This window comes from Luminiphilus syltensis NOR5-1B, assembly GCF_000158175.1.
GTDB classification, from domain to species: Bacteria; Pseudomonadota; Gammaproteobacteria; order Pseudomonadales; family Halieaceae; genus Luminiphilus; species Luminiphilus syltensis.
Genome location: NZ_DS999411.1, coordinates 1238563 through 1260169 on the forward strand (window position 1 = coordinate 1238563; position 21607 = coordinate 1260169).

The following is a 21607-nucleotide window of genomic DNA, read 5'->3' on the forward strand; positions in this document are numbered from 1 at the left end:
ATAGTTACTTTACCTTTACTCGAAAACCATATTTTGCTTTCCGGCTATGCGGAGGCGAAGCTGACTTTGGGAGTATTTCTCTCATTTTGTTTTGCCTATCTGGTGCAAAAAAGATTGGCGATGTCCTCAATTTTAGGTCTTGCATTTTCGCTTTTCTATCTTGTAGTTCAGAAAAATGTTGGAATAGTGTTTTCATGTTATCTTCTGCTTTCGATCCTTTTGGCAAGATTTTTTCAGGGTAAGCTGTTTTACTTTATGTTAGCAGGGCAGGTTGCTTTTTTTTTAATTGTTATTTTCATCGCTCCTTACTTCAGTGATTCGATAAACATTTTATTTGAATATGTGTCCGGTATCGCTGGGCGAGAGATCTATTATGACCAACGTGATATTTCAGAAGTATTCGGTTCTTTTTTAAGAGCTGTTTTTTTCAATTCTAGTTTCTCAATATCTTTTTTAGCTTTGTTTTTGGTTTTGTATCATAATCAAGGACCATCGGCAGCGATTGCGAGAGCTGTAGCCCAGTTCTCTGTATTGGTCGTTCTCACGTGGCTCGGCGGTAGCCTTTTAAGTGACTATGGGTTTCGTGTCACCGTAGTAGATGGCACAGGCGGATCACGTTTCCTGATGCCTATGCTAGGCGGGCTGGCTGCCAGCCTAGCGGTAGCTATGGGAAGGGAGACATCTTTAACTAGTGCTATAAAACTGCATGCTCAAAGGTCCCGATAAAAATCTATCTCTTAAAGTGGGCTATCTTGTTTTATCGCAAAAAAATGAGGTCTCAAATGAAGATTGTTGTTTTTGGTGGCGATGGTTTCTGTGGTTGGCCAACCTCTCTGAAGTTGGCTGCTGAAGGACATAGCGTTGTGATAGTTGATAATCTTTCACGGCGAGCCATCGATGAGCAGCTTTCTTCGGGATCACTCACCAATATTGCGCCGATAAAGCAGAGGATACTAAGCGCACAAAAGTTTGTAGGTGATATAAGGTTTGAATTTCTGGATATCTGCAAAGATCCAGCAGGGTTAGGCAATCTTTTAAGACGCGAAAAACCACACACTGTTGTGCATTTTGCAGAGCAACGCGCCGCGCCTTATTCCATGATTGGGGATGGCGAGAGGCGGTATACTGTAGATAACAATGTAACTTCAACGCATAATATCTGCTCAGCGATTGTTGAGATCGATAGAAACATCAACATTGTCCATTTGGGAACGATGGGGGTGTACGGCTATTCAAAAGTTTTTGGTTCTATCCCTGAAGGCTACTTAAATATACAAATTAAATCGACGAAAAAAGACGCCGACGTGCTATATCTAGCGAACCCTGGCAGCATTTATCATATGACAAAGTACTTAGATCAGCTTGTCTTCCAATTCTATAACAAAAATTGGGGTCTGAAGATCACTGATCTCCATCAAGGCATCGTTTGGGGAACCGAAACCGCTCAGACTTCTTTGGCGCCCGATTTAACTAACAGATTTGATTATGACGGTATCTACGGAACGGTGATGAACCGTTTCATATCTCAGGCTGCGAATGGAATGGTGTGCCATTAACAATCTACGGTACGGGGGGCAGAGCCGAGCATTTATACACATATCAGATACAGCTACCTGCGTTCAGCTTGCTTTGGAGAATGACGACTTCGAATCTTCGCGAGTGCGAATATTCAACCAGGTAGCAGAGGTGCATACTGTATTAGGACTCGCCAAAATTCTAGAGCATCAGTATGGCGAAAAGCTTGAGTATAGGGAAAATCCTCGGAAGGAGCTTGCGGAAAACGAACTTGAAGTTTCAAAAACTGGCTTAGTTTCTTTAGGGTTTACGACGATTTTACTTAACAAGAGCCTTGTGGATGATGTGAGGGCTATCGCAGAGCAAACGAGCGAAAACTTCGAAAGGTCTAATGTTATGAGTTCGCCAAATTGGTAGGAAAGGCAAAGGGAGGACTCGGTCTTATTGTCACCAACTACAATGGTGTCGGACATGTGCCTAAATTTCTCAAATGGTTGTCGAAGTCTATTGATTTTTTCCAAGAAGTAGTAATCGTGGATGATTGCTCTTCTGACGGCTCCCGAGAACAGTTGATGGCGGCGGTGGACAGTTACGGGTTCGTTGAAGTGATCACACTCAGTACCAATTCAGGAAGGCCAGCGGCGCCGCGTAATACAGGCATAGGCGCGCTCGAAAACGTTACGCGGCTCGTATTTTTAGATATTGATGATGAGCTTCCAAAACGTTACTTAGAGTTCCTTTCGCAACCTGCAATTCTGAGCTCTTGTGATGTTTACACTGGTGTTAAGCTCCCACTGCGGTCGGGCCTTTACGATTATGAATATGCAGCGGATTGCCGGCGTTACCGGGTAATTAGCAAGTCTCAGTTGGCTTATAAAAACCACGTTGTAATGAGTGGTTCTTCAAGCCCTTTGAGTGTGGCAAGGCGCAAGTATTTTAAATCTGAGCCGCTAGAAGATTGGTTGTTTTGGATTGACGTTACACGTGATAAAAGCTGGCAGGGGAAAGTAATACGACTTCTCGACGTCCCTATTGGTTACGACACTCAGCCATCCCTTTCGCCGGTGAAGATAACGCAAGTTCGCCGCGTGCTGAAGCGCTCATCAGTGGTAGGAATGATTTACTATGCACTGGGCGTTTTGAGGCTTACTGTGGAGGAGCGGGTTTTGCTGTCGCGGGTAAGGGCCCGCAGAGACTAAAGAAATGGACCGTAAGCTTCCCCGTCAAGTGGACATGTAATCCCCCCATTTTTAATCGATTGATTAAGTAGAGGGTTACGCGGCCATCAGTAGTTGCCTTGGCGGGATACCGCCGATAGCCATGTTGGGCCTTTCAGTGTTGCGCGTCCAGAGTCACTGAGTGGCTAGTTCTCTGGCATGTTGCAGCGACTCGAAGGCGTGGAGATCCAGCCATTCATGTCGCACAGTGCGATTGTATCTTTCGATGTAAGGGTTCTGAGTAGGCTTTCCGGGTTGGATGTAGAGCATCGTGATATGGTTTCGGTTCGCCCAATTCACAAGCTCAGCCGCCAGATTTTCTGACCCGTTGTCGCACCGAATCGCTGCGGGCTTACCTCGCCATTCGATGATCTGATCAAGTGCTCGAACCACTCTGGTGGATGGTAGAGAGAAGTCCACTTCGATACCCAGGCCTTCACGGTTGTAATCGTCGATGACGTTAAAGGTTCTGAACTTCCGCCCACCGACCAGTGCATCGCTCATAAAGTCCATCAACCACACTTGGTTAATCGCTACCGGTACACTGAGCGGGTCCGGTCGGTCCCGCAGCAGCCTCTGCTTTGGTTTGATGCGCAGGTTCAGTTCTAGCTCCCGATAGATCCGATACACACGCTTGTGGTTCCAGGGCCGGTGCTTCACGTTCCTGAGATACAAAAAGCACAACCCGAAGCCCCAGCGCTTATTGGCTGTCGTCAACCGCAACAGCCAATCGGCGACCTCAGCGTTCTCCGACGACAACTTCGGCTGGTAGCGGTAACACGTCTCGCTAATGCCGAATGCTTGGCACGACAGGCGAATATTCACCTTGTACTTTTCAACCGCTTTAACGGCCATCTCTTCGATGAGATAGCCTTACAGCTGAGTCTGCCCGTGTTTATGGGCATTCCCTCGAGCCTCCTGGCGCAGCTCTGCCTTGATCCGCTCCTCGGCGTACATTTTCTTGAGCCGAGCGTTCTCTGCCTCCAGTTCCTTCAGGCGCTTCATCATGGAAGCATCCATGCCGCCGTACTTGCTGGGCCACTGGTAAAACAAGCCGCTGCTCATGCCGTGCTCCCGGCACAAATCTGCAACCGGAACACCAGACTCTGCTTGCTTCAATATCGCCATGATCTGGCTGTCGCTGAATCGAGACTTTCTCATTGCGCTCTCCTTGTCTGAGCATCATAAAAGTCTCTACTTAAAACCTCGACTATTTTTCGGGGGGATCACAACTTTATCGGATTCTGCGCTTGCAATATGGAGGTAGTCCATAGATGTAGTAGGTCGCCGAACTAATGCCGTGCTCACGGCAAACATCATCGACCTTGTGGCCCGCATCCACTTGCTTCAACACACCAATGATTTGGCTTTCCGTAAATCGTGACTTCTTCATCGCAGCCTCCTGTGCTCATTGTCACAGAAAACTCCAATTAACGATGTCTCAGATTAGGGGAAGTGGACATTATCAAGCGGGTAGCCTTTGGCAAAAGCGACTACGTCTTCCTGAAGATCAAATCAGCCTTTTATGGAAAGGCGCGGTAAACCCAATTTGTAAAGCTAAGGACGCACGGCCTTATTCGCTATAAAACAACTTATGACCGCTGTGATCTTCCAGAAACTCGTGACGCAACGTTCGCTCAATGCCTTCGGCTAACGAGCATGAGGGTGAGAAACCTGTTTCACTGATCGAGGTAGTGAAAGCTGTTGTCCCCATAAACTTTTTAACTCGTATGGAGCTCACAGGAAGCTTTGAATGGGTGATCGTCGCCAGCATATCAAAGCCATACCCCACCAACACGCCAAGCCATCCGGGCAGCCGTAATCCGACGCCGCTCTTCCCAAATAGCACTGAACGACAATGAGCGACCAGTGTGTTCATGTCGACGTCGGGCTTGTCCACATAGTTATACAAATGCTCACCGGGCCTAAATTGTGCACTAAACGCTAAGAACTCGGCGATGTTCTGCACATAGGCCATCGACTTGCGGTTGGTGCCCGCGCCAAACATAATGAATCGGCCTGCAGCGATTTGGCGAAGCAGGTTATAAACATTCCCTCGGTTCTGTTCGCCAAAAATAACAGTGGGTCTAACTATGACTAGTGATCGGTTGGCTGGTTTTTCGGCAAGCCACTCTCTATATACCGCTTCCGCCTCCATCTTCGTGCGGCCATAGTCGTTAAATGGATTAAACCCGCCAGTTTCGTCCGTACCCTCAGGCGCAAAACCGTAAACAGCCACTGAGCTGGTAAATACTATAGTCTCGATGTCTTCGTGCCTGCAGTATTTACAAACATTTCTAGCGCCCTCAACGTTCACTTCATCGTATAAAGATCTTGGTGACACATCGTCTCTGTGTTCTGCGGCAAGATTGATTACCACTTCAGCACTAGGCATCGCTGAGAGTGTTTCAGGGTTTGTGACGTCGCAAAAACCATCCCCGGTAAGTGTCTTGTCAAATACCCTGTATGAGACGCCTTGTTCATCCAGCACTCTCGAAAGACGTGTTCCTACAAAGCCCGCTCCACCGATGATATGGATTTTTGCCTGGGTTTTATTTGACGTATTCATCGATCCCATGGAGTAAGTACCAATTAATCAAACCTGTTTGAAGCGGAGTAGGCTTCTAATAGAGGCGCCGACCAACTTCGGCAATGGTGACATGCGTTGTGATTATAAAGCTCACTGCGCCGTCGAGACACCACCTCTCGACTATACCGCTTGCCAAGCCCTCAAATATCGCATCGCTGTCGCGTCAGACGCCCAGCCACCCCTAAGCATAATCTTCTCCAGACTCTCACCGGACTCGAGTAGGTCCAGTGCGGCGCCTACCCGAAAGGAATGGCCGCTAAGTTCGCCATCAAGCGTCAGCGCGGCGGCGTTTTGTAGCGCCTTGAGCCGTATGTTGATCGATGCTGGCGACATCGACGTGTTTATTCGGCCATCTCGGCGGATTCCCCGCAGTATTTTTCCGTAACGGCCTATTTTTTCGCCCCCGCCCTCAATGGCGTACACAAGCTCATCACTTACCGGAAAAAGTTTGCCGTTCCCGAACTGGTCCGTTTTGGAAAACCGTAATCGTAGTGCCCGTTTTCCCTTGGGTAGTACTTCAAGATCCTTGAACCTGAAGGCGCACAATTCTGAGCGACGGCGCATACTTTCATGGCCGAGGCGCAGCATCACCTGGTCGCGGGTTCCCTGAAGCGAGTCGCCGCAGACAGCAAGCAACCGTTCAAGCAAGTCGCTGGTTAGTGGCACCGCTTGCTGCTGAACCTGTCTTTTCTGCCTATGCATCCGTTTTAGTGCGAGACTCCCTTCGGGTGCTGAGGAAGGATCTTCATAATGGTTGAGCTTAAGCAGGCTCGAAAGGCTGGCAATTCGTCGGCGTACCGTGGCGGTGGAGCGCTGCGTCGCTTCATGTTCGACGAATGCAGTAAGGTCCTTGGGCGTTGCGGCCAGTTGGTCGATGTTATTTGCCTGGCACCAGCAATGGAATACTTGGAAGTCCGCGCGATAGGCGCGCAGGGTGTTGTCGGCGAAAGCGCCGTCGAGATGGGTAATAGGCATTATCACGCCTAGAGTCTGGGGACCATTTTTTTTGCATCAGAAGAACGACTGGTAGGCGCTGACAGTGCGCGGCATATTGGCGAGCAGGAAATAATCGCTAACACGCTGGGTCAGTGCGATCAGCTTCGCAGAGGTCGCGATTAACCCCAGTTTCGAAAAGCAGGCGGTTCTAGACGGGCTGACTGGGCCTTCAAAAAAATGAGGGTTTGAGCCGTTACCGTTTGCAGCCGGGAATGCAGCGGGCGTGGGTTTGGGTAACGGGCAATTCATTTTCAACTTGTCGCATCGCCTGCGTGTAATGACAATGTGACTATATGGGAGGCGAGTATGAGAGTGAACCTGATTACTATCGGTAACTCCAAGGGGGTCCGGTTGCCCGCCGCGGTCATACAACAGTGTGGATTGGTGGGGGAAATTGAATTGCGGGTGGAAGGCGACGCGGTGATTTTGACGGCTGCTAAGCATCCTCGGGCAGGGTGGGCGGCGGCCTTTGACGCCATGGCCTCGAATGAGGATGATCAGTTGCTGATTCCCGATGCGCTCGAGCATCAATGTGATGACGAAGAGTGGTCCGGGTAGGCGGTGTGGGGCAATTCAGTCGTATCCAAGTCGGGTCGCGTTAACCTTTCAAAGGCGCCGCGGACAAATCGCACTGGACCAGATTCGCACTGTCGATAAGACCCAGCTCATTAAGCGCTTGGGGGCAGTGCACAAAAAGACAGCAACATCCGTCGCTGACACGCTGTGTGCCATGTTCTCGTTTGTTGCTTGATACGCCTGTCTCCTGATCCGTCCAAAAGGGTACGTCACTGGTAAACAGGCCGCGATTCAAATAACGAAATACGGTGGATACAGGCTATGGCGTTCAGCGAAATAGCATTAAAGCGAATAGAGAAGGACGTGCAGGCGTTTATGGTCAAGCGCCGGCCCGCTGCACCTATTCGACCGCAACTGGATCTGGAGCATCGGGTAACAGGCAAAAGCGTCGAGCTGTTCGAGATCAGACCGAGATGGAACGCGCCAGATGAGTTACTCGAGCTGCCGTTTGCCAGTCACTTCGACTTTCAAATAACCAACTACTCATAATGCGTCCAAAGGCGTAACACCTTAACGGCCTTCTCTGCCTCCAACACTTGATAGACCAGTCGATGCTGAATATTGATTCTCCTGGAGTAAGCGCCATCTAAATCGCCCACCAGCTTTTCGTAAGGTGGTGGATTTTGCCAAGGGTCCAATTTCAGAATAGCCAACAAGTCCTGTGCCTTCGCTTTAAGGCCAGAGGAGGCAAGTTTTCGTGCATCCTTTTGTGCTTGTCTGGTGAAATAAAGCAACCACATTACCAATCCAATTCATTCGTACAGTCATCAAGCGTTTGTTGCATACCCTCAATGATAGACTCACGCATTCCCGGCACCGATAAAAGATGCAAGGTCTCGTTGATCGCATTCCAATCCTCTTCCGACAAAAGCACCGCGTTGCCACGCTTGCCCGTAATAATCACCGGCTCATGGTTGGCCGCCGTGTCGTCTATCAATTTATAAAGTTTGGCTCTCGCTTCCGTCACGTTAACTGTTGTCATAGTCATTTCCTCCCAAGTCAGAATGTACGCTATAGCGTACGCCAGGTCTAGCAGCCTGTCGGACTTAGAGATTCGTAGCGATGCTGGCCTAGCTGCACGACGAGGCGGGCGGTTCGCGGGTGGGTGAGTGCCTGGAGGGTGGGCTGCTATCCAGCGTCAACCTCTGCGAGCTATTGCAAAAGGCAGAGCAGTTCGGGGCCGATGTTGCGGGTCTTGATAACGACCTGACCGAGTTGGGTTTAAACATCGTGCCTTTCAGCGCGAGGCAGGCGGCGCTCGCGGCCGGTCTGTGGCAAGCAACCCGTGTATCCGGACTTTCACTTGCTGATCGCGCGTGCCTGGCGCTGGCGCTTGATACTGCAGCGCCCGTACTTACAGCCGATCGTGCGTGGAGCGCGCTCTCGTTGCCGGTGACCGTCGAACTCATTCGCTAAGCTCGTGGGCGCGTAGCATTCCCCGGATGCTGCCACCGGGGCGATGCCTTTTTCGCCGCTTAGTGAGCACAAGCGCATGTTAAGCCCGCGAGCGCCGCCGTCGGTTACCATGGAGTCCCTCTGCAGCCTCACAGGGTTCTTTTACCGTGACCGAACCACTCACCCAAACCGGTCTCGGCCTCCTCACCATGATCGGCACCATAGGCCTGGTCTCGCTAACCCCGGGTCTATGCATGAGCCTCGCGTTTTCGTTGGGCTTATCACTGGGTTATCGAAAAACCCTTTGGATGATGGCCGGCGAGATGCTGGGGGTGGCCACGGTCATCATTACCACCGCTGTGGCAATGCACTGGCTACTGGCGCTGGACCCGCGGATTATGACCGCGCTGGCGCTCGTTGCCGCAAGCTATTTACTGTGGATGGCGTGGCAGCTGTGGCATGCCGACGATTCGCTGCACCGGCAGCGAATAGAGCGGGGCGTTCCGCCGCTGTCCCTATTCGCGTTGGGCCTGACCACGGCGCTGTTCAACCCCAAGGGGTGGGCGTTCACTATGGCGCTCCTCCCGGGGTTTATTGCCTTTGATGCGAGCCTCGCGCCACAGGTGTCGCTCTTTGTGGCTGTAATGCTCAGCACCGAATTCGCTTCAATGTCGCTTTACGCTGGTGGCGGCGGCTGGTTACGCAAGCGGCTGGGGCAGGAACATCAGTTTGCGCTGCTCAGCAAAACCGCGGCGGTGCTGATGGTGGCGGTATCCTTGTTGATTATTCCGTTTTAACCGTTCGACCCGTCAGCACCAAACACCCCAAGGCCGCCGCTGCCCACAGGGTCAACCCCAACAACAGCCCCATGACCGCCGACGACTCGGCGATCATGCCCATTACCCAGGGGCCGGTGGTGGCGCCTGCGATGGCGGCCAGCAGCAGCCAGGCGCTCTCGCGGGTGCCGCCGACGATGGTGGCCATGGCGAAGCCGAACAGATTGGGGAAGATCAACCCCACCACCGCGCCGAGCAGCGGCACCAGCCACAACCAGCTGGTGTCGAAGGCAAACCCACCGAGCAATAGCGCGCTGCCACCACAGCCCATCACTGCCAGCATCCGCGCGCCAATGCGATGGCTGATCAGTGAGGCGCCAACGCGTACCAACAAAAAACAAAAGAAATACAGAGCGATCTGGTCGGCTGACTCGGCCTGGGTCAGGCCATGGCGCACCAGCAAAGTCGGTAGCCAGGCGGCGACGCTCGACTCCAGCGCCAGGGCAAAGAACAGTGCAGCAGCGAGCAGGGCGAGGGTGGTATGGCTCGCTTTGGAGCGGGTCGCGGTGTGCTGCGACTGGATCCGGTCATCGAGATTGATTGTCACCAGCACGAGCACGCCGCAGGCGACGCTGCCGATCGCGAGCAGCGAGCCGGCCGATAATAGACCGTTGGCGAGCAATGCCGGGGCCGCTACCGCGCCAAGGCCAAACACCGCGTTCAACAGGTTCAGAAAGCGCGGGCTGTGATGGGCGAACCGGGTCGCGAACAGCGTGTTGAAGCCGAGCGTCAGCCCACCAAAACCGAGGCCAAGCAGCACGCTTGCGAGCAACAGCCAGCTCCAGACCTCCGCGAAGGCGAGGAGGGCGAGCCCCGCGGCAAAGCTCGCCAGCGCCAGCGCCACCCGGTAAGGGTTGCGCCGATCGATCGCGTGCACCAGCGACAGCCCCACGGCGACCGCCGAGCCAATCGCGTGCAGCGCAAAAAACAGGCCCCCCTGGGAGGCCGAGATGCCGCGGTTTTGCTGCATGTCCGCCACCACCAGCCCGAGCATGCCCTGTTCGGCGCCCACCAGAAAAAAGCAGAAAAGACCGGCGAAGATAAGCTGGCCGCGGGGGATCGAAGGCGAGGAATTAGCAGTCATGAGCTGGGTTGTGAAGCATCATGTTCACGTTGGAGGACGTGAAATGGAAATGGGTTGCAAGTGCAAGGACACAAGTGAAGTTCCCTGGATTACCCTGGGTCGCCTTGACCCTCATCCGCCGTCTGTGTCGATGACGGGCCTGACTTGCTCCCACGCCCACGCGCTGGCGACGATTGTGTGAAGATCAGTCCGTTTTGGGCGCCAGCCCAAGAGCTTTTTTGCCTTGCTGGCATCAGCTATCAGCGAATCGGGGTCCCCCGAACGCCGTGGTCCGACTGTGTGCGGAATGGCGCGGTTGACTACCTTTTCGCAGGCATTGACTACGCTCTTAACCGAAAATCCGCTGCCGGTGCCAAGGTTCAAGGCCACAAAACCTGAGTGTTGCTGCAGGTAGTCCATGGCCTTCGAATGCGCGTCTGCCAAGTCTTCCACATGAATGTAATCCCGAATGCACGTGCCGTCGGCGGTCGGATAATCATCGCCAAAAATTGTCAGGTCACCGCCGTTGCCCGCAGCGGCTTTGAGCGCCCTCGGGATCAGGTGTGTCTCGGGAGTGTGGGCCTCACCGATGGACGCGTCATCCGCGGCACCCGCGGCGTTGAAATAACGCAAACACACTGCGCCAAACGACTTGGAGTTGCACACACCCTCCAGCAAGTTTTCCATCGCCAGCTTCGTTTCGCCGTAGACGTTGATCGGGGCTTTGGGATGGTCTTCGTCAATGGTGGCGGTAACGGGATTACCGTAGACCGCCGCGGTTGAGGAGAAAACACAGCGGTGCCAGCCGTTTTCCAGCGCGACTCGCAAAAGGTTCGAGGTGCCGTCTACATTATTCTGGTAATAGAGCAGCGCTTCTTCATCGGATTCTCCGACCAGGGATTTGGCGGCAAAGTGAAAAATGCCATGGAATTCCCGTCCGGCCAAAGCGGCTCGGAGTGCGGGCAGGTCTTTCAGGTCGACCTCGACCACCTCCTGCCCCTGAGTCGCCCAGCGGTGCCCGGTGGAGAAGTCATCGAGAATGACGGTCGTGTGCCCCTGCCTTAACAGCGTGCGAACAATGTGCGAACCCACGTAGCCTGCGCCGCCGGTGACGAGAAAATGCATGGTCGGTCCTGCTTGACCTGTGTTACGACTAATAACCCACAGCATCACACGGTTTTGGCGGATGTCAAAGAACGGCTCAGGTGTTGGAGTCGGGTATCAGCGCGAACCTACGCTGGCCGCTGCCTGGGCCTCTGTGAGTTTGCGCATCACCCATGCGCTGATTCAGGCGACAAACAATAACGACACGCAATAAAATGGTGGGGCGTTTCGCACTTTTCTCCCTGTCTTCGGTGGGTCTGGCAGTGATGCTGTGGTTCACGGTCGGCGCTGTGTTCGCATCGTTCCCCGTGGCTTCCGGCGCAATAGCCAGAAAATGGCGTCTTTTCCGCACTTTTGCAGCAATCGACCCGCCGCCTAATCGCGTACAATAAACGATCAGAAACGGTACCCTAGACCCAATAGCCAACACGACAGCACCCCCATGACGCACCAGCCCGAGGTCGGCCAATGAGCCAGCACACCATGTTTGAAATCCGGACGCTGCCGGAGCTGTTCTATTTCTTTGGCAAAATCCTAGGCCCGGAGAAGCGCTTTTACTGGACCGCCATCGTCTACGGCGTGGGTATCAGCCTGCTCTCGCTGGCCATTCCGGTATCGGTGCAGATGCTCGTCAACACCATCGTCAATACCGGGCTGACCCAGCCGATTGTGGTGTTGTCGCTGGTGTTGCTCTTTTTGCTGTTGATTGCGGCGGGGCTCAGCGCGCTGCGTATCCACATTATGGATCTGTTCGGGCGTCGCTTTTACGCGCGGATGCTCTCGGAAATCGCCCTGCGTTCGACCTACGCGTTAAACCCCTATTTCGAGGACAGCAGCAAAGGTCCGCTGTTCAACCGTTACTTCGACATCATGATTGTCATGAAGCGGGTGCCCTACCTGCTGGTGGGCGGTTTTTCGATCGTTCTGCAGGCGTTGTTCGGCTTGATTCTGGTGTCCATGTACCACCCGATTCTGCTCGGTTTCAATTTGATCGTCGTCACGCTGATCTACCTCACCTGGAAGATCTGGGGGCGTCGCGCCATCGTCAGCTCCCTGGAGCTGTCCCACAAGAAGCACGCCGCTGCTGCGTGGGCCGATAGCCTCGGCGCCTCCAACGGCTTCTTCAAAACCCCCGAACATATTTTTACGGCGATGAAGTACACCGACGACGTCACCGCCAATTACATGCAAAAGCACGAGGTGCACTTTCGCCACCACTTTGCCCAGACCATTTGCTTTCTGCTGATCTGGGCCTGTGGTAGCGCCGCGCTGCTGGGGATCGGTGGCTGGCTGGTTGTGCTCGGTGAGCTCTCCATCGGTCAGCTGGTCGCGGCGGAGTTGGTGCTGTCGGTGGTGTTTTACGGCATTTCCCAACTGGGCACCTATTTCACGTACTTCTACGACTTGTGTGCGGCGGTGGAGGAACTGTCGTTGTTTTATGACATCGAGCAGGAAGAAGTCAGCGACGCCGACGCCGCGCTTTCGGGGGATAACAGCCTGAGTTTTGTCAAAGCCCGCGGCGATATGGTGGGGATCCAGGCGCAGCTGAGTTTCGATATCGCTTCGGGCGCGCGGGTACTGGCCTATCCTGAACACCACGCCATCCAGCGCATCTGCGCCGATTTTTTGAAGCGCCACGACGTGCCCGAGGGGGGTTACATCACCCTCGGCGGGACCGATATCCAGTGGGTCAAAGCCCACTCGATCCGCCAAAAGGTGATTGTGCTCGACCGCCCCAACGTCATTGAGCTGACCATTCAGGAATACCTGCGCATGAGTGCCGATGAGGTCTCCGCCGATGACGTCCTCGACGCCCTGCGCACCGTAGAGCTCGAGTCCACGGTCATCCAGCTGCAAAACGGCATGCAGACGCGCCTCGCGGCGACCGGCTGGCCGCTGTCGATTGCCGAGACCATGCAGCTCAAGCTCGCCGCCGCGATTCTCGCTAAACCCAAGCTGCTGATTTTGAGCCAGCTGTACGACGTCATGCCCCGGGAGGCGCTGCGCAAATCCCTCGATTCGCTGCAGGAATCGGCGGGTACGACGGTGATCTACTTCTCCAATCGCTCGGCGGATCTCGATTACAACGATTACCTGTATCTGGGCGCTGACCGACAGGATCATTGCGACAGCTTTGAGGACCTGCGCGAGCGGGCGACGGCCAATGTGCTGCGTCACGTCGTCCCGACAGAGGGTGGCGCGGATGCCTGATCAGTCTTATCACGCGGATTGCTTCCAGACCCTTGGCAGGCTCCATGTTCCAAGGACCAGCCGCATCATCATGTGGATGGTAGTGAGCACGGTTGTGGTCACCGTACTGTTTCTGATCCTTGTGCCCTGGGTGCAGACCACCGCGGGGGCGGGCCGGGTGACCGCGCTCAACCCCAACGATCGGATGCAGGACATCAATGCCCTCGTCGCCGGGCGTATCGATCAGTTCTATGTGCGCGACGGCAGCATCGTCGAAAAGGGCGACCCGATCGTCAAACTGGTCGACAACGACCCCAACCTGCTCCAGCGCCTCGAACTCGAGCGGGTGCAGGTGCAGGCGAAGATCAATGCCGCCACCAACGCCATGGAAACTGCCGAGATCGATGTGCGCCGCTCTGAGAACCTGTTTGATCAGGGTCTGGCGTCGCGCCGGGAGTTTGAACAGGCGCGCATCAAGGCTCAGGAGCTGCGTTCCAAGCTTGCTGAAGCCGAGGCGGAGATGAACCGCATCGATATCAATTTGTCGCGCCAATCGGTGCAAACCGTGCGCGCGCCTCGTGCCGGGCGCATCATCCGGGTCAACGCCGGTGATAACGCCACCTTTATCAACGCCGGTGATCGCATTGCCACCTTTGTGCCCGCCGATGTCGAGCGTGCGGTGGAGCTATACATCGACGGCCGCGATGTGGCGCTGGTTACGACCGGAGCGCACGTGCGCTTACAGTTCGAGGGCTGGCCGGTGATTCAATTGAGTGGCTGGCCATCGATTGCCGTCGGCACCTTTGACGGCATCGTGACAGCGGTGGATCCATCGGCTTCCGCCAACGGACGCTTCCGGGTACTGGTGATCGAGGATCCGAACGCCGACGTGCCCTGGCCCGATGAGCGTTTTGTGCGCTTCGGCGCCAAAGCCCGCGGCTGGGTGTTATTGGAGGAGGTTCGCGTTGGCTACGAAATCTGGCGGCAACTGAATAACTTCCCCCCGGATTTCCCGGGGCAGGGCGGCGCCGACAGCGCAGCGGAGCTACAATAGCCCGATGACGTTCATCAGGTCCGTTCTCTGCGCGCTACTCCTTGCCGCCAGTCCGCTGGTGCTGGCGCAGGGGGCTGTGACCGCCAGTGACAACTACCTGCGGCTGGAGCAGGTGCTCGATTCCGCACAACAGCATTTCCCCAAGATCATGGCGGCGCTTGCCGATCGCCGCGCTGCCGAGGGCGATGTCACCGCGGCGCTGGGTGCGTTTGATCTGGTGTTCGATGCCGAAGGGTTTGATCGCGTCGATGGTTTCTACGACGGTCAGGCAATAAAGGGCGGTGCGAAACAGCCATTGCGCCCCCTAGGCGCCACCGTTTTCAGCGAGTACAAGCTCTCCAACGGCGAGTTCCCGATCTATGAAGATATCAATTACACCAACACCGGCGGCACGCTGGCCGCGGGGGTATTGTTCTCATTGCTGAGAGATCGCGATATCGACCAGCGCCGGTTCAACGAGGTTGATACCCGATTGGCGCTGGAAAACGCAGACCTCGACGTACTCATGGTCCGCATCGGCGTGCAGCAGCGGGCGATGGTCGCCTACTGGCAGTGGGTGGTGGCCGGTGCCCGGTTGCGGGTCTACGAGAACCTGCTGCGCATCGCACTGCAGCGGGAGGAAGGGCTTAAGGAGCAGGTGGCGCGGGGCGCGCGGGCGACCATATTCCTGACCGAGAACGAACAGAATATTTTACGCCGGCGCTCACTGGTCACCTCCACGCGCCGGACGTTTGAGGCGGCGGCGAACAAGCTCGCGTTTTACTACCGCGACGACAGCAGTCGGTTGCAGATTCCAACGGCAACCCAGCTACCCCCCACCGACCTGATAGCCGAATACGCCGAAGTCGATGGTGGCCGTTCGCTCGAGGTGCTGCCCGAAGCGCTTTCCCGCCGACCGGAAATGTTAATGCTCAATAACGCCATCGCTCGCGCCGATAACACCGTGGCTTTGCGCGAAAACGATCTCCAGGCACGCCTCGATCTGCGCTTCGAGGTGAATACACCCATCGGTGAGATCGCCGAGGGCGGCCCGTCGCGGGACGCTACCGATACCGTGATTGGATTCTCCTTTGAGGTGCCGCTGGAGCGGCGGGTAGCCAGGGGTAAGCTGGCCAGGAGCCGCGCCAAGCGCGATGCGCTGTACTACAAGCAGTTGCAGCAGCAGGACCAGATCGAGGTGGAGATTCGCAACATCTTCACCGCGCTCGACTACGCCGACCAGTTGGCCGCTCTGGCCAAGCAGGAGGTGGAGCTCGCCGATCTCATGACCAGCGCCGAGCAGCAGCGCTTCAAGGAAGGGGCCAGCGACTTCTTCCTGGTGAACGTACGCGAAGAGACCGCCGCGAATGCGCGGGTGCAGTATCTGGTCGCGACACTGGATACCCTGATCGCCCAGGCCAATTTCGATGCCGCTACACTGAACCTCGACGCGCTGGGGCTGGTCGACGCAACGCCGTGAAAATCTGGGTGGATGCCGACGCGCTGCCGGTGGTTATCCGCGACATCCTTTTTCGCGCGGCGCAAAAGCGCGAGATCGAAACCATTCTGGTGGCCAATATGCCCTTGCGCACACCGCCGTCACCTTATATCTCGTCGTATCAGGTACCGTCCGGGTTCGACGTCGCCGACGACGAAATCGTGCGTCGCGCGGAAGCGGGGGATCTGGTGATTACCAGCGATATCCCGCTCGCGGCGGAAGTGATTCCCAAGGGCGCCCATGTGCTCACACCCCGGGGCGAGCGTTATACCGCCAACAATATCGGCGCCCGGCTCAACATGCGCGATTTTATGGACACCATGCGCAGCAGCGGTGAACACAGCGGTGGCCCGCCACCCCTCAACCAAACCGATCGCAAAACCTTTGCCGATCAGCTCGATCAGTTGCTGACGCGGCTGAATCCGCCGCGATAGCCGACAGGGCTCAAAGTTTTCCCGCTGCGGACAGCGCTGAATGGATGGTCTTGAAGGGCAACAGTAGCGAAAGAGGCGCATCCATAAGCGGCACGGCCCCATAGCTTGCGTACCACATCGCAACCCGTTCATTTTTGGCATCAATCAACAGGGCGACACCCCCCGCTTCCGCGGCGACATAAAGACAACGACGGCCCGCAGCAAGTAGGAGTTGACCACCAAGATTTTCCCCCTGAGCCGACAGGTCGACCGCGAGGCGCCCCAGCCGGAACACAGGCACTTCGTGACGAGCCAGCCCGCGCTTCACAACCTCCGGCGTTCGCTCGTAGGCAATCGATGCGGGGCTCAGGCTATAGAAGCCGAGGATTTTGGTGGTATCGGTATCATTGATAGCGAGGAAGGTTTTTGCCCCGCCTTTTTCATGGCTCTTTCGGGCATGACGTTGCAAAAAGGTATTCAGATCGGTGTCACCGCAATCAAAGCCCGCTCTATCGTGGTGTTTCTCGATGGGCTCTTCATGCCAGGCCGGTAGCGTCATTCGCGTCCTGGCATCGCGAAAGCAGCCGCTACGAGCTTTTCATTGGCTTCAGGCGGGTTCTCGAGGAGGTCCAGGACCTGCAAACTGTCGCGCTCCGTGAGCGCCTGATGTTCGCTTTGATCGATAACGTCTTTTGCTGTCGCCACCGCCGAACGAATGACAAATTCAGTCAGATTGGTGTGCTGAAGTGTTGCCGCTCGAACCAGCAGCGTTTTTTCTTCCGCCGCGATACGCAGTGACATGCGGTCGTTGTTTTCTACCGGTACTCGAGGCATCGAGTTACTCTCCTTCTGAATTTGTACATCTTTAAATTGTACGTGCTTTTGACAGCGCGTCAATTTGTACGCTTTAAAGATGTACATTATTGCAGAGGCAAGCCACCATGAAGGGGGTCGGGGATACCGGAGCGTTGGCAAATCACTCCCGCTCGCAACGCCGATTCAAGAGCGCGGAAATGGGTCTCCAGCAGCTACTGTTCCAGCAGATACTGTTAAGAGTACCGATCCGGGCCAATGCCCGCCTCAAGTCACTCCCCGAGGGCAATTTCCGCGGCGGTCAGTGCGGCTTCGGTATCACAGGCATAACCCGATCGACGCAGGGCGCTGCCGAGCGCGGTCAGGCAGCGCTTGATGTTGCCCGGGTTGCTGGCGTGGCCCATCAGGCCGATGCGCCAGGTTTTGCCCGCAAGGGCACCCAGTCCCGCACCGATCTCCAGGTTGTGATCATTGAGCAGCGCGCCCCGAATCGCCCCGTCATCAATGCCATCGGGGATATTGACGGCGTTGAGCTGGGGCAGCCGGTAATCTGCGGCGACCGCCATACTCAATCCCAGCGCCTCGAGACCGGCGACCAGCGCCGTGTGATTGCGGTGATGCCGCGCAAAGCTTTGCTCTAGTCCCTCTTCTTTCACGATTAACAGCGATTCGTGCAGCGCGTACATGGCGTTGACCGGTGCGGTGTGGTGATAGGCGCGCTTGCTGTCGCCGCCCCAATAGCCCATGACCAGCTGCATGTCCAAAAACCAGCTCTGGACCTTGCCCGGGCGGTTTTGGATGCGCTCCACGGCGGCGGGGCTGAAGGTGATCGGCGAAATGCCCGGCACGCAGGACAGGCATTTCTGGGTGCCCGAATACACCACGTCGGCGCCCCAGGCATCGACCTGAAGATCGATCCCGGCCAGCGCGGTGACGGCGTCGACAATCGACAACGCACCGAACTCTTTGGCAATCGCGCACAGGGTCCCGGCGTCGCTGCGGGCGCCGGTGGAGGTCTCGGCGTAAACAAACGCCAGTACCGAGGCCTGCGGATTTTTCCTGAACGCCTCGCGTACCTTTTCTGGGTCGACGGGCGCACCCCAGGCATCCTCGACCATAACGGCGGTCGCGCCACAACGCTCGACATTCTCGCGCATACGGCCACCGAATACCCCATTCTGACAGACGATGACCGTGTCACCCGGTGACAGCAGGTTGACGAAGGCCGATTCCATACCCGCCGAGCCCGGCGCCGAAATCGGGATGGTCAGTGCGTTTTCGGTCTGGAAGGCGTACTGCAGCAGCCCCTTCACGTCATCCATAAGCGCAATGAACTGGGGATCGAGGTGGCCAATGGTCGGACGCGACAGGGCACCGAGGACTCGCGGGGAGACATCGGAAGGGCCGGGTCCCATGAGGGTGCGCGGCGTGGGGAAAAAGCTCGAGGACATGGGCAGGGCTCCTGTTTGAAAGCGGCGGCATTATGGCGCGACTGGCCGCCGATCGCCACCGGCCTCTGGCGGTCGCGCAGGGTTGGCATTTGCCTTCGTCGCGGGCCCGGGGGTCCCGCCCGCGCTTGAATCGAGCTGCTCGCGGAGCTCCATCGGCGTCGGAGTCTTAAACAACTCGCTCGCCGACGCTCGACCAAAGACCGGCCGAGCCACCCTCGGAGAGCGGCTCAAAGGATTGCCGCCTGCCTCGCCGGCGGAAAGTACAGTGGGGTGGTATTCAGCAAGTGCCTTTAAAACATTCATGGAACTCGGCGCAGGCCCTGATGCCCAACTGCGAAGCTTCTTGCGTTAGCCGCATGGATTTGTCAGCGTAGCGGCAGGTGGCGCGGGGACGGCACATCGCCGTCGCGCCGAAATGATGAAACAGGGAGAAAAAAATGAGCAATGAGGGTTACCACGAGCCGGTCGTCGAGCTGTCCACCGAAACCCGGGATATGCACCGGGCCATCGTCTCGTTAATGGAAGAGCTGGAGGCGGTGGACTGGTACAACCAGCGGGTCGATGCCTGCTCCGATCCCGATCTCAAAGCCATCCTCGCGCACAACCGCGATGAGGAGAAAGAGCACGCCGCGATGACTCTCGAGTGGATTCGCCGCAATGACCCCACCCTCGATAAAGAACTGCGCGACTACCTGTTTACCGACAAGCCCATCGCGCACAAGTAAGCCGGGCGTCCGCGCCGGTTTCAGCTGCTATGAACCGGCGCTAGCTTTCGCTGCCCGCGGGCACCACGCGCCAGATGCTATTGCCGACATCGTCGGCGACCAGAATAGCCCCCTGGCTATCCACCGCAACGCCGGCGGGTCGGCCCTGGGCTTCTTCGTCGTCATTGAGGAAGCCGGTGAGGACATCCATGGGTAAGCCCTCGGGTTCGCCCACGGCATTAAAAGGTACCGCGATGACCTTGTAGCCGCTGCGGGGATTGCGGTTCCAGGAGCCGTGCTGCCCAATCACGGCGCTGCCTTTGAAGCCGGGTAGCCGATCGGCGGTGTAAAACGCCAGTCCCAGTGATGCAGTGTGTGCCCCCAGTGCATAGTCGGGAACCTGCACGGGCTTTTCGGGGTGGGGGTTTTGCGCTTCGACCCGGACATCCGGGTTATCGCCCCAGTAGGAATAGGGCCAGCCAAAGAACTCACCGTCGGTCACCGAGGTGATGTAGTCGGGTACCAACTGGTCGCCGAGTTCATCGCGCTCATTGACCGCGGTCCAGAGCTCGCCGGTGACGGGGTTCCAGTCGAGGCCCACCGGGTTGCGCAGTCCATTCGCAAACAAGCGATAGGTCTTGGCCTCCGCGTCGACCTCGAGAATCGCCGCGCGATCGACTTCTTCGGCCATGCCGTTCTCACCAATATTGCTGTTCGAGCCCACAGCGACGTAGAGCTTCTTGCCATCGGGACTGGCGATCACATTTTTGGTCCAGTGATGGTTGAGGCCCTTGCCGGGCAGATCAACGATCAGCTCAGCGGGCTGATCGATGCTGAGTGCACCCAGGGTATAGGGGAAGCGCACTAGTGATGCCGCGTTGGCGATATACAGCCAGTCGCCGACCAGCGCCATGCCAAAGGGTGAGCTCAGGTTCTCCAAAAGCGGTACCTGCACATCGGCAACACCGTCGTTATCGGTATCCCGCAGCAGCGTGACCCGATCGGCGCTCTCGCCCAGGGAGCCCGCATAGGCCATCATTTTTTCGGCGATCCAGCCCTTGATGCCCTCAAAGCCACCGCCGCTGTTGGGCCCCCGGCTCTCGGCCACCAGTACATCGCCGTTGGGCAGCACTGTCATCCAGCGCGGATGATCAAGGTCGCGGGCAAAGGCATTGACCGCCAGCCCCTCAGCGGCAACAGGTGTGGCGCCTTCAGACCAGCCGATCGCCTTGGCCACCTTGGTGGTGGGGAAAAACGAGGATTCCGGTTCCACCAGCTGGGGGTCGGTGCCGTACTCGCGCTGCGCCTCCATTGACGGTCCCGCCGTGCAGGCGGCGGTGAACAGCAAGGCCGCCAGCGGCGTTAGATTTTTACTTTTGGGCATGATCGCCTGGTCCTGTTTTGAGCAACGTCGTGTGCCATGGTAACCGACAGCGCTCAAACCGCGAAAACGGCACTGGCATTCACCGCGCACAATCCGTAGCGTTGCAGCGGGAGGACAATCTGTGAATCAAGACTCGAGACGCCATGCACCGGCCACCTTGCGCAACCGCGATGCTATTTTGCAGGTGCTGGACGCGCACTTACCGGCATCGGGCACGGTGCTCGAAGTCGCCAGCGGCAGCGGCGAGCACGCGGTGTATTTCGCCCCGCGACTGCGCGGGCGCTATTGGCTGCCCAGCGATATCGGCGATAACGCACTGGCCTCGATCGCCGCCTGGGGCACCGCCGAACCCGCCGATAATCTACTGGCACCGATCAGCATCGATGCCAGCGATCCGCCCTGGCCAATCGAGACCGGACAACTGCCGGCGCCGATCACCGCGATTGTCAGTATCAACATGATTCATATCGCCCCCTGGTCGGCCGCGGTTGGGCTGTTTGCCGGCGCGGCGGAGCTACTACCTCCGGGTGGTGTGCTCTACCTCTATGGCCCGTTTTCCCAGGGTGGCGAGCACATTTCAGCATCCAATGCCGACTTCGACATCTCATTGAAGCAGCGCAATGCCGAGTGGGGTGTGCGCGATGTCGATCAGGTGTCGACGCTGGCGAACCAAAATGGCTTTAGCGAAACGGGTGCGATCCCAATGCCTGCCAACAACCTATCACTGGTGTTTGTGCGTTAACCGCTAAATTTCCTACGATCGGTCAGCAATCAATGACGGTGTTCGAGTTACCGCTGGCACGCCTCGCCACCCTGGCAGATCTGGCAT

At 56.6% G+C, this 21607-nt stretch carries 24 protein-coding genes and 2 pseudogenes; 14 read left to right on the forward strand and 12 right to left on the reverse strand.

Going from position 1 to position 21607, the window contains the following annotated elements:
- The 3 genes from NOR51B_RS05600 to NOR51B_RS05610 form a co-directional block, all read left to right on the forward strand.
- Positions 1-726: hypothetical protein (locus NOR51B_RS05600; RefSeq protein WP_040481837.1), on the forward strand; the 726-nt coding region annotated here is incomplete at its 5' end.
- Between the two features lie 56 nt (positions 727-782).
- A complete protein-coding gene (locus tag NOR51B_RS05605) occupies positions 783-1556 on the forward strand; it encodes an NAD-dependent epimerase/dehydratase family protein (RefSeq protein ID WP_009020189.1) in 774 nt (257 codons plus the stop codon).
- 369 nt (positions 1557-1925) lie between these two features.
- Positions 1926-2714: a glycosyltransferase family 2 protein gene (locus NOR51B_RS05610; RefSeq protein WP_040481838.1), complete on the forward strand. Its 789-nt coding sequence runs from the start codon at positions 1926-1928 to the stop codon at positions 2712-2714.
- A gap of 75 nt (positions 2715-2789) precedes the next feature.
- Here the strand turns inward: NOR51B_RS05610 and NOR51B_RS05615 are convergent.
- The 4 genes and pseudogenes from NOR51B_RS05615 to NOR51B_RS05635 all read right to left on the reverse strand — a co-directional run bounded on the left by NOR51B_RS05615 (position 2790) and on the right by NOR51B_RS05635 (position 6297).
- Positions 2790-3893, reverse strand: a pseudogene (locus NOR51B_RS05615) (IS3 family transposase).
- Positions 3894-4008: 115 nt separating this feature from the next.
- Positions 4009-4125 (reverse strand): annotated as a pseudogene (locus NOR51B_RS05625) (transposase); the annotation flags it as partial.
- Between the two features lie 180 nt (positions 4126-4305).
- A complete protein-coding gene (locus NOR51B_RS05630; RefSeq protein WP_040481839.1) occupies positions 4306-5301 on the reverse strand; it encodes an NAD-dependent epimerase/dehydratase family protein in 996 nt (331 codons plus the stop codon).
- A 141-nt stretch (positions 5302-5442) separates the two neighbouring features.
- Positions 5443-6297 carry a tyrosine-type recombinase/integrase gene (locus NOR51B_RS05635; protein ID WP_009020634.1) on the reverse strand — a complete coding sequence of 285 codons (855 nt, stop codon included), beginning with the start codon at positions 6295-6297 and terminating at the stop codon, positions 5443-5445.
- Between the two features lie 327 nt (positions 6298-6624).
- On the opposite strand from NOR51B_RS05635, the gene NOR51B_RS05645 reads away from it, so the two are divergent.
- From NOR51B_RS05645 to NOR51B_RS05650, 3 genes are all read left to right on the forward strand, one after another.
- Positions 6625-6876 (forward strand): AbrB/MazE/SpoVT family DNA-binding domain-containing protein, encoded by a 252-nt coding sequence (locus NOR51B_RS05645; protein WP_040481841.1) that lies wholly within the window; start codon positions 6625-6627, stop codon positions 6874-6876.
- Positions 6854-7069 (forward strand): type II toxin-antitoxin system PemK/MazF family toxin, encoded by a 216-nt coding sequence (locus NOR51B_RS15925; RefSeq protein ID WP_407635214.1) that lies wholly within the window; start codon positions 6854-6856, stop codon positions 7067-7069. Before NOR51B_RS05645 ends, NOR51B_RS15925 begins: the two co-directional genes overlap by 23 nt.
- A gap of 86 nt (positions 7070-7155) precedes the next feature.
- Positions 7156-7383 carry a DUF3024 domain-containing protein gene (locus NOR51B_RS05650; protein WP_009021071.1) on the forward strand — a complete coding sequence of 76 codons (228 nt, stop codon included), beginning with the start codon at positions 7156-7158 and terminating at the stop codon, positions 7381-7383.
- Here the strand turns inward: NOR51B_RS05650 and NOR51B_RS05655 are convergent.
- On the reverse strand, positions 7374-7634 hold the full coding sequence (locus NOR51B_RS05655; protein ID WP_040481842.1) for a Txe/YoeB family addiction module toxin: 261 nt from the start codon (positions 7632-7634) through the stop codon (positions 7374-7376). The two genes, NOR51B_RS05650 and NOR51B_RS05655, sit on opposite strands and share 10 nt — an antisense overlap.
- Positions 7634-7876: a type II toxin-antitoxin system Phd/YefM family antitoxin gene (locus NOR51B_RS05660; RefSeq protein WP_009019321.1), complete on the reverse strand. Its 243-nt coding sequence runs from the start codon at positions 7874-7876 to the stop codon at positions 7634-7636. Before NOR51B_RS05660 ends, NOR51B_RS05655 begins: the two co-directional genes overlap by 1 nt.
- Positions 7877-7995: 119 nt before the next feature.
- Here NOR51B_RS05660 and NOR51B_RS05665 point away from each other — a divergent pair, with 119 nt between their 5' ends.
- Entirely contained in the window at positions 7996-8310 is a 315-nt protein-coding gene (locus tag NOR51B_RS05665) for a PIN domain-containing protein (RefSeq protein ID WP_009021639.1), read from the forward strand.
- A gap of 146 nt (positions 8311-8456) precedes the next feature.
- Positions 8457-9086: a LysE family translocator gene (locus NOR51B_RS05670; RefSeq protein WP_050759420.1), complete on the forward strand. Its 630-nt coding sequence runs from the start codon at positions 8457-8459 to the stop codon at positions 9084-9086.
- On the opposite strand, the gene NOR51B_RS05675 is transcribed toward NOR51B_RS05670, so the two are convergent.
- Together NOR51B_RS05675 and galE are read right to left on the reverse strand one after the other, a co-directional pair.
- Positions 9073-10209: an MFS transporter gene (locus NOR51B_RS05675; protein ID WP_009020550.1), complete on the reverse strand. Its 1137-nt coding sequence runs from the start codon at positions 10207-10209 to the stop codon at positions 9073-9075. The genes NOR51B_RS05670 and NOR51B_RS05675 overlap by 14 nt on opposite strands.
- Before the next feature lie 111 nt (positions 10210-10320).
- Positions 10321-11313 (reverse strand): UDP-glucose 4-epimerase GalE, encoded by a 993-nt coding sequence (gene galE / locus NOR51B_RS05680; protein WP_009019360.1) that lies wholly within the window; start codon positions 11311-11313, stop codon positions 10321-10323.
- Between the two features lie 447 nt (positions 11314-11760).
- Here galE and NOR51B_RS05685 point away from each other — a divergent pair, with 447 nt between their 5' ends.
- From NOR51B_RS05685 to NOR51B_RS05700, 4 genes are read left to right on the forward strand one after another with little or no spacing between them, the layout of a single operon-like run.
- The gene (locus NOR51B_RS05685; protein WP_009019422.1) at positions 11761-13503 is read left to right on the forward strand and encodes an ATP-binding cassette domain-containing protein; all 1743 of its coding nucleotides are present in this window, start codon (positions 11761-11763) and stop codon (positions 13501-13503) included.
- Positions 13496-14536, forward strand: a complete 1041-nt coding sequence (locus NOR51B_RS05690) for an efflux RND transporter periplasmic adaptor subunit (RefSeq protein ID WP_040481843.1) — start codon at positions 13496-13498, stop codon at positions 14534-14536. Before NOR51B_RS05685 ends, NOR51B_RS05690 begins: the two co-directional genes overlap by 8 nt.
- 4 nt (positions 14537-14540) lie before the next feature.
- A complete protein-coding gene (locus NOR51B_RS05695; protein WP_040481844.1) occupies positions 14541-15995 on the forward strand; it encodes a TolC family protein in 1455 nt (484 codons plus the stop codon).
- The gene (locus NOR51B_RS05700) at positions 15992-16447 is read left to right on the forward strand and encodes a YaiI/YqxD family protein (protein ID WP_009021318.1); all 456 of its coding nucleotides are present in this window, start codon (positions 15992-15994) and stop codon (positions 16445-16447) included. The genes NOR51B_RS05695 and NOR51B_RS05700 overlap by 4 nt, the downstream gene beginning before the upstream one ends.
- A 10-nt stretch (positions 16448-16457) precedes the next feature.
- Here the strand turns inward: NOR51B_RS05700 and NOR51B_RS05705 are convergent, their stop codons facing one another.
- The 3 genes from NOR51B_RS05705 to NOR51B_RS05715 form a co-directional block, all read right to left on the reverse strand.
- On the reverse strand, positions 16458-16985 hold the full coding sequence (locus tag NOR51B_RS05705; protein ID WP_009018909.1) for a GNAT family N-acetyltransferase: 528 nt from the start codon (positions 16983-16985) through the stop codon (positions 16458-16460).
- Positions 16982-17260 carry a type II toxin-antitoxin system TacA family antitoxin gene (locus NOR51B_RS05710; protein WP_040481845.1) on the reverse strand — a complete coding sequence of 93 codons (279 nt, stop codon included), beginning with the start codon at positions 17258-17260 and terminating at the stop codon, positions 16982-16984. The genes NOR51B_RS05705 and NOR51B_RS05710 overlap by 4 nt, the downstream gene beginning before the upstream one ends.
- A 251-nt stretch (positions 17261-17511) precedes the next feature.
- Positions 17512-18690 (reverse strand): pyridoxal-phosphate-dependent aminotransferase family protein, encoded by a 1179-nt coding sequence (locus NOR51B_RS05715; protein WP_009020902.1) that lies wholly within the window; start codon positions 18688-18690, stop codon positions 17512-17514.
- Between the two features lie 437 nt (positions 18691-19127).
- Here NOR51B_RS05715 and NOR51B_RS05720 point away from each other — a divergent pair, with 437 nt between their 5' ends.
- Positions 19128-19415, forward strand: coding sequence for an encapsulin-associated ferritin-like protein (locus NOR51B_RS05720; protein WP_009019832.1), 288 nt, complete (start codon positions 19128-19130; stop codon positions 19413-19415).
- Between the two features lie 40 nt (positions 19416-19455).
- On the opposite strand, the gene NOR51B_RS05725 is transcribed toward NOR51B_RS05720, so the two are convergent.
- Positions 19456-20778, reverse strand: a complete 1323-nt coding sequence (locus NOR51B_RS05725) for a PQQ-dependent sugar dehydrogenase (RefSeq protein WP_040481846.1) — start codon at positions 20776-20778, stop codon at positions 19456-19458.
- Positions 20779-20899: 121 nt separating this feature from the next.
- On the opposite strand from NOR51B_RS05725, the gene NOR51B_RS05730 reads away from it, so the two are divergent.
- Positions 20900-21520 (forward strand): DUF938 domain-containing protein, encoded by a 621-nt coding sequence (locus NOR51B_RS05730; RefSeq protein WP_040481847.1) that lies wholly within the window; start codon positions 20900-20902, stop codon positions 21518-21520.
- The last annotated feature ends 87 nt before the right edge of the window (positions 21521-21607 follow it).

Bases quoted from the DNA above. Each gene is read 5' to 3' on its own strand.
- NOR51B_RS05605 (WP_009020189.1), top strand. From the start codon at position 783: ATGAAGATTGTTGTTTTTGGTGGCGATGGTTTCTGTGGTTGGCCAACC.
- NOR51B_RS05630 (WP_040481839.1), bottom strand. From the start codon at position 5,301: ATGAATACGTCAAATAAAACCCAGGCAAAAATCCATATCATCGGTGGA.
- NOR51B_RS05635 (WP_009020634.1), bottom strand. From the start codon at position 6,297: ATGCCTATTACCCATCTCGACGGCGCTTTCGCCGACAACACCCTGCGC.
- NOR51B_RS05645 (WP_040481841.1), top strand. From the start codon at position 6,625: ATGAGAGTGAACCTGATTACTATCGGTAACTCCAAGGGGGTCCGGTTG.
- NOR51B_RS15925 (WP_407635214.1), top strand. From the start codon at position 6,854: ATGACGAAGAGTGGTCCGGGTAGGCGGTGTGGGGCAATTCAGTCGTAT.
- NOR51B_RS05650 (WP_009021071.1), top strand. From the start codon at position 7,156: ATGGCGTTCAGCGAAATAGCATTAAAGCGAATAGAGAAGGACGTGCAG.
- NOR51B_RS05655 (WP_040481842.1), bottom strand. From the start codon at position 7,634: ATGTGGTTGCTTTATTTCACCAGACAAGCACAAAAGGATGCACGAAAA.
- NOR51B_RS05660 (WP_009019321.1), bottom strand. From the start codon at position 7,876: ATGACAACAGTTAACGTGACGGAAGCGAGAGCCAAACTTTATAAATTG.
- NOR51B_RS05675 (WP_009020550.1), bottom strand. From the start codon at position 10,209: ATGACTGCTAATTCCTCGCCTTCGATCCCCCGCGGCCAGCTTATCTTC.
- galE (WP_009019360.1), bottom strand. From the start codon at position 11,313: ATGCATTTTCTCGTCACCGGCGGCGCAGGCTACGTGGGTTCGCACATT.
- NOR51B_RS05685 (WP_009019422.1), top strand. From the start codon at position 11,761: ATGAGCCAGCACACCATGTTTGAAATCCGGACGCTGCCGGAGCTGTTC.
- NOR51B_RS05690 (WP_040481843.1), top strand. From the start codon at position 13,496: ATGCCTGATCAGTCTTATCACGCGGATTGCTTCCAGACCCTTGGCAGG.
- NOR51B_RS05695 (WP_040481844.1), top strand. From the start codon at position 14,541: ATGACGTTCATCAGGTCCGTTCTCTGCGCGCTACTCCTTGCCGCCAGT.
- NOR51B_RS05705 (WP_009018909.1), bottom strand. From the start codon at position 16,985: ATGACGCTACCGGCCTGGCATGAAGAGCCCATCGAGAAACACCACGAT.
- NOR51B_RS05710 (WP_040481845.1), bottom strand. From the start codon at position 17,260: ATGCCTCGAGTACCGGTAGAAAACAACGACCGCATGTCACTGCGTATC.
- NOR51B_RS05715 (WP_009020902.1), bottom strand. From the start codon at position 18,690: ATGTCCTCGAGCTTTTTCCCCACGCCGCGCACCCTCATGGGACCCGGC.
- NOR51B_RS05720 (WP_009019832.1), top strand. From the start codon at position 19,128: ATGAGCAATGAGGGTTACCACGAGCCGGTCGTCGAGCTGTCCACCGAA.
- NOR51B_RS05725 (WP_040481846.1), bottom strand. From the start codon at position 20,778: ATGCCCAAAAGTAAAAATCTAACGCCGCTGGCGGCCTTGCTGTTCACC.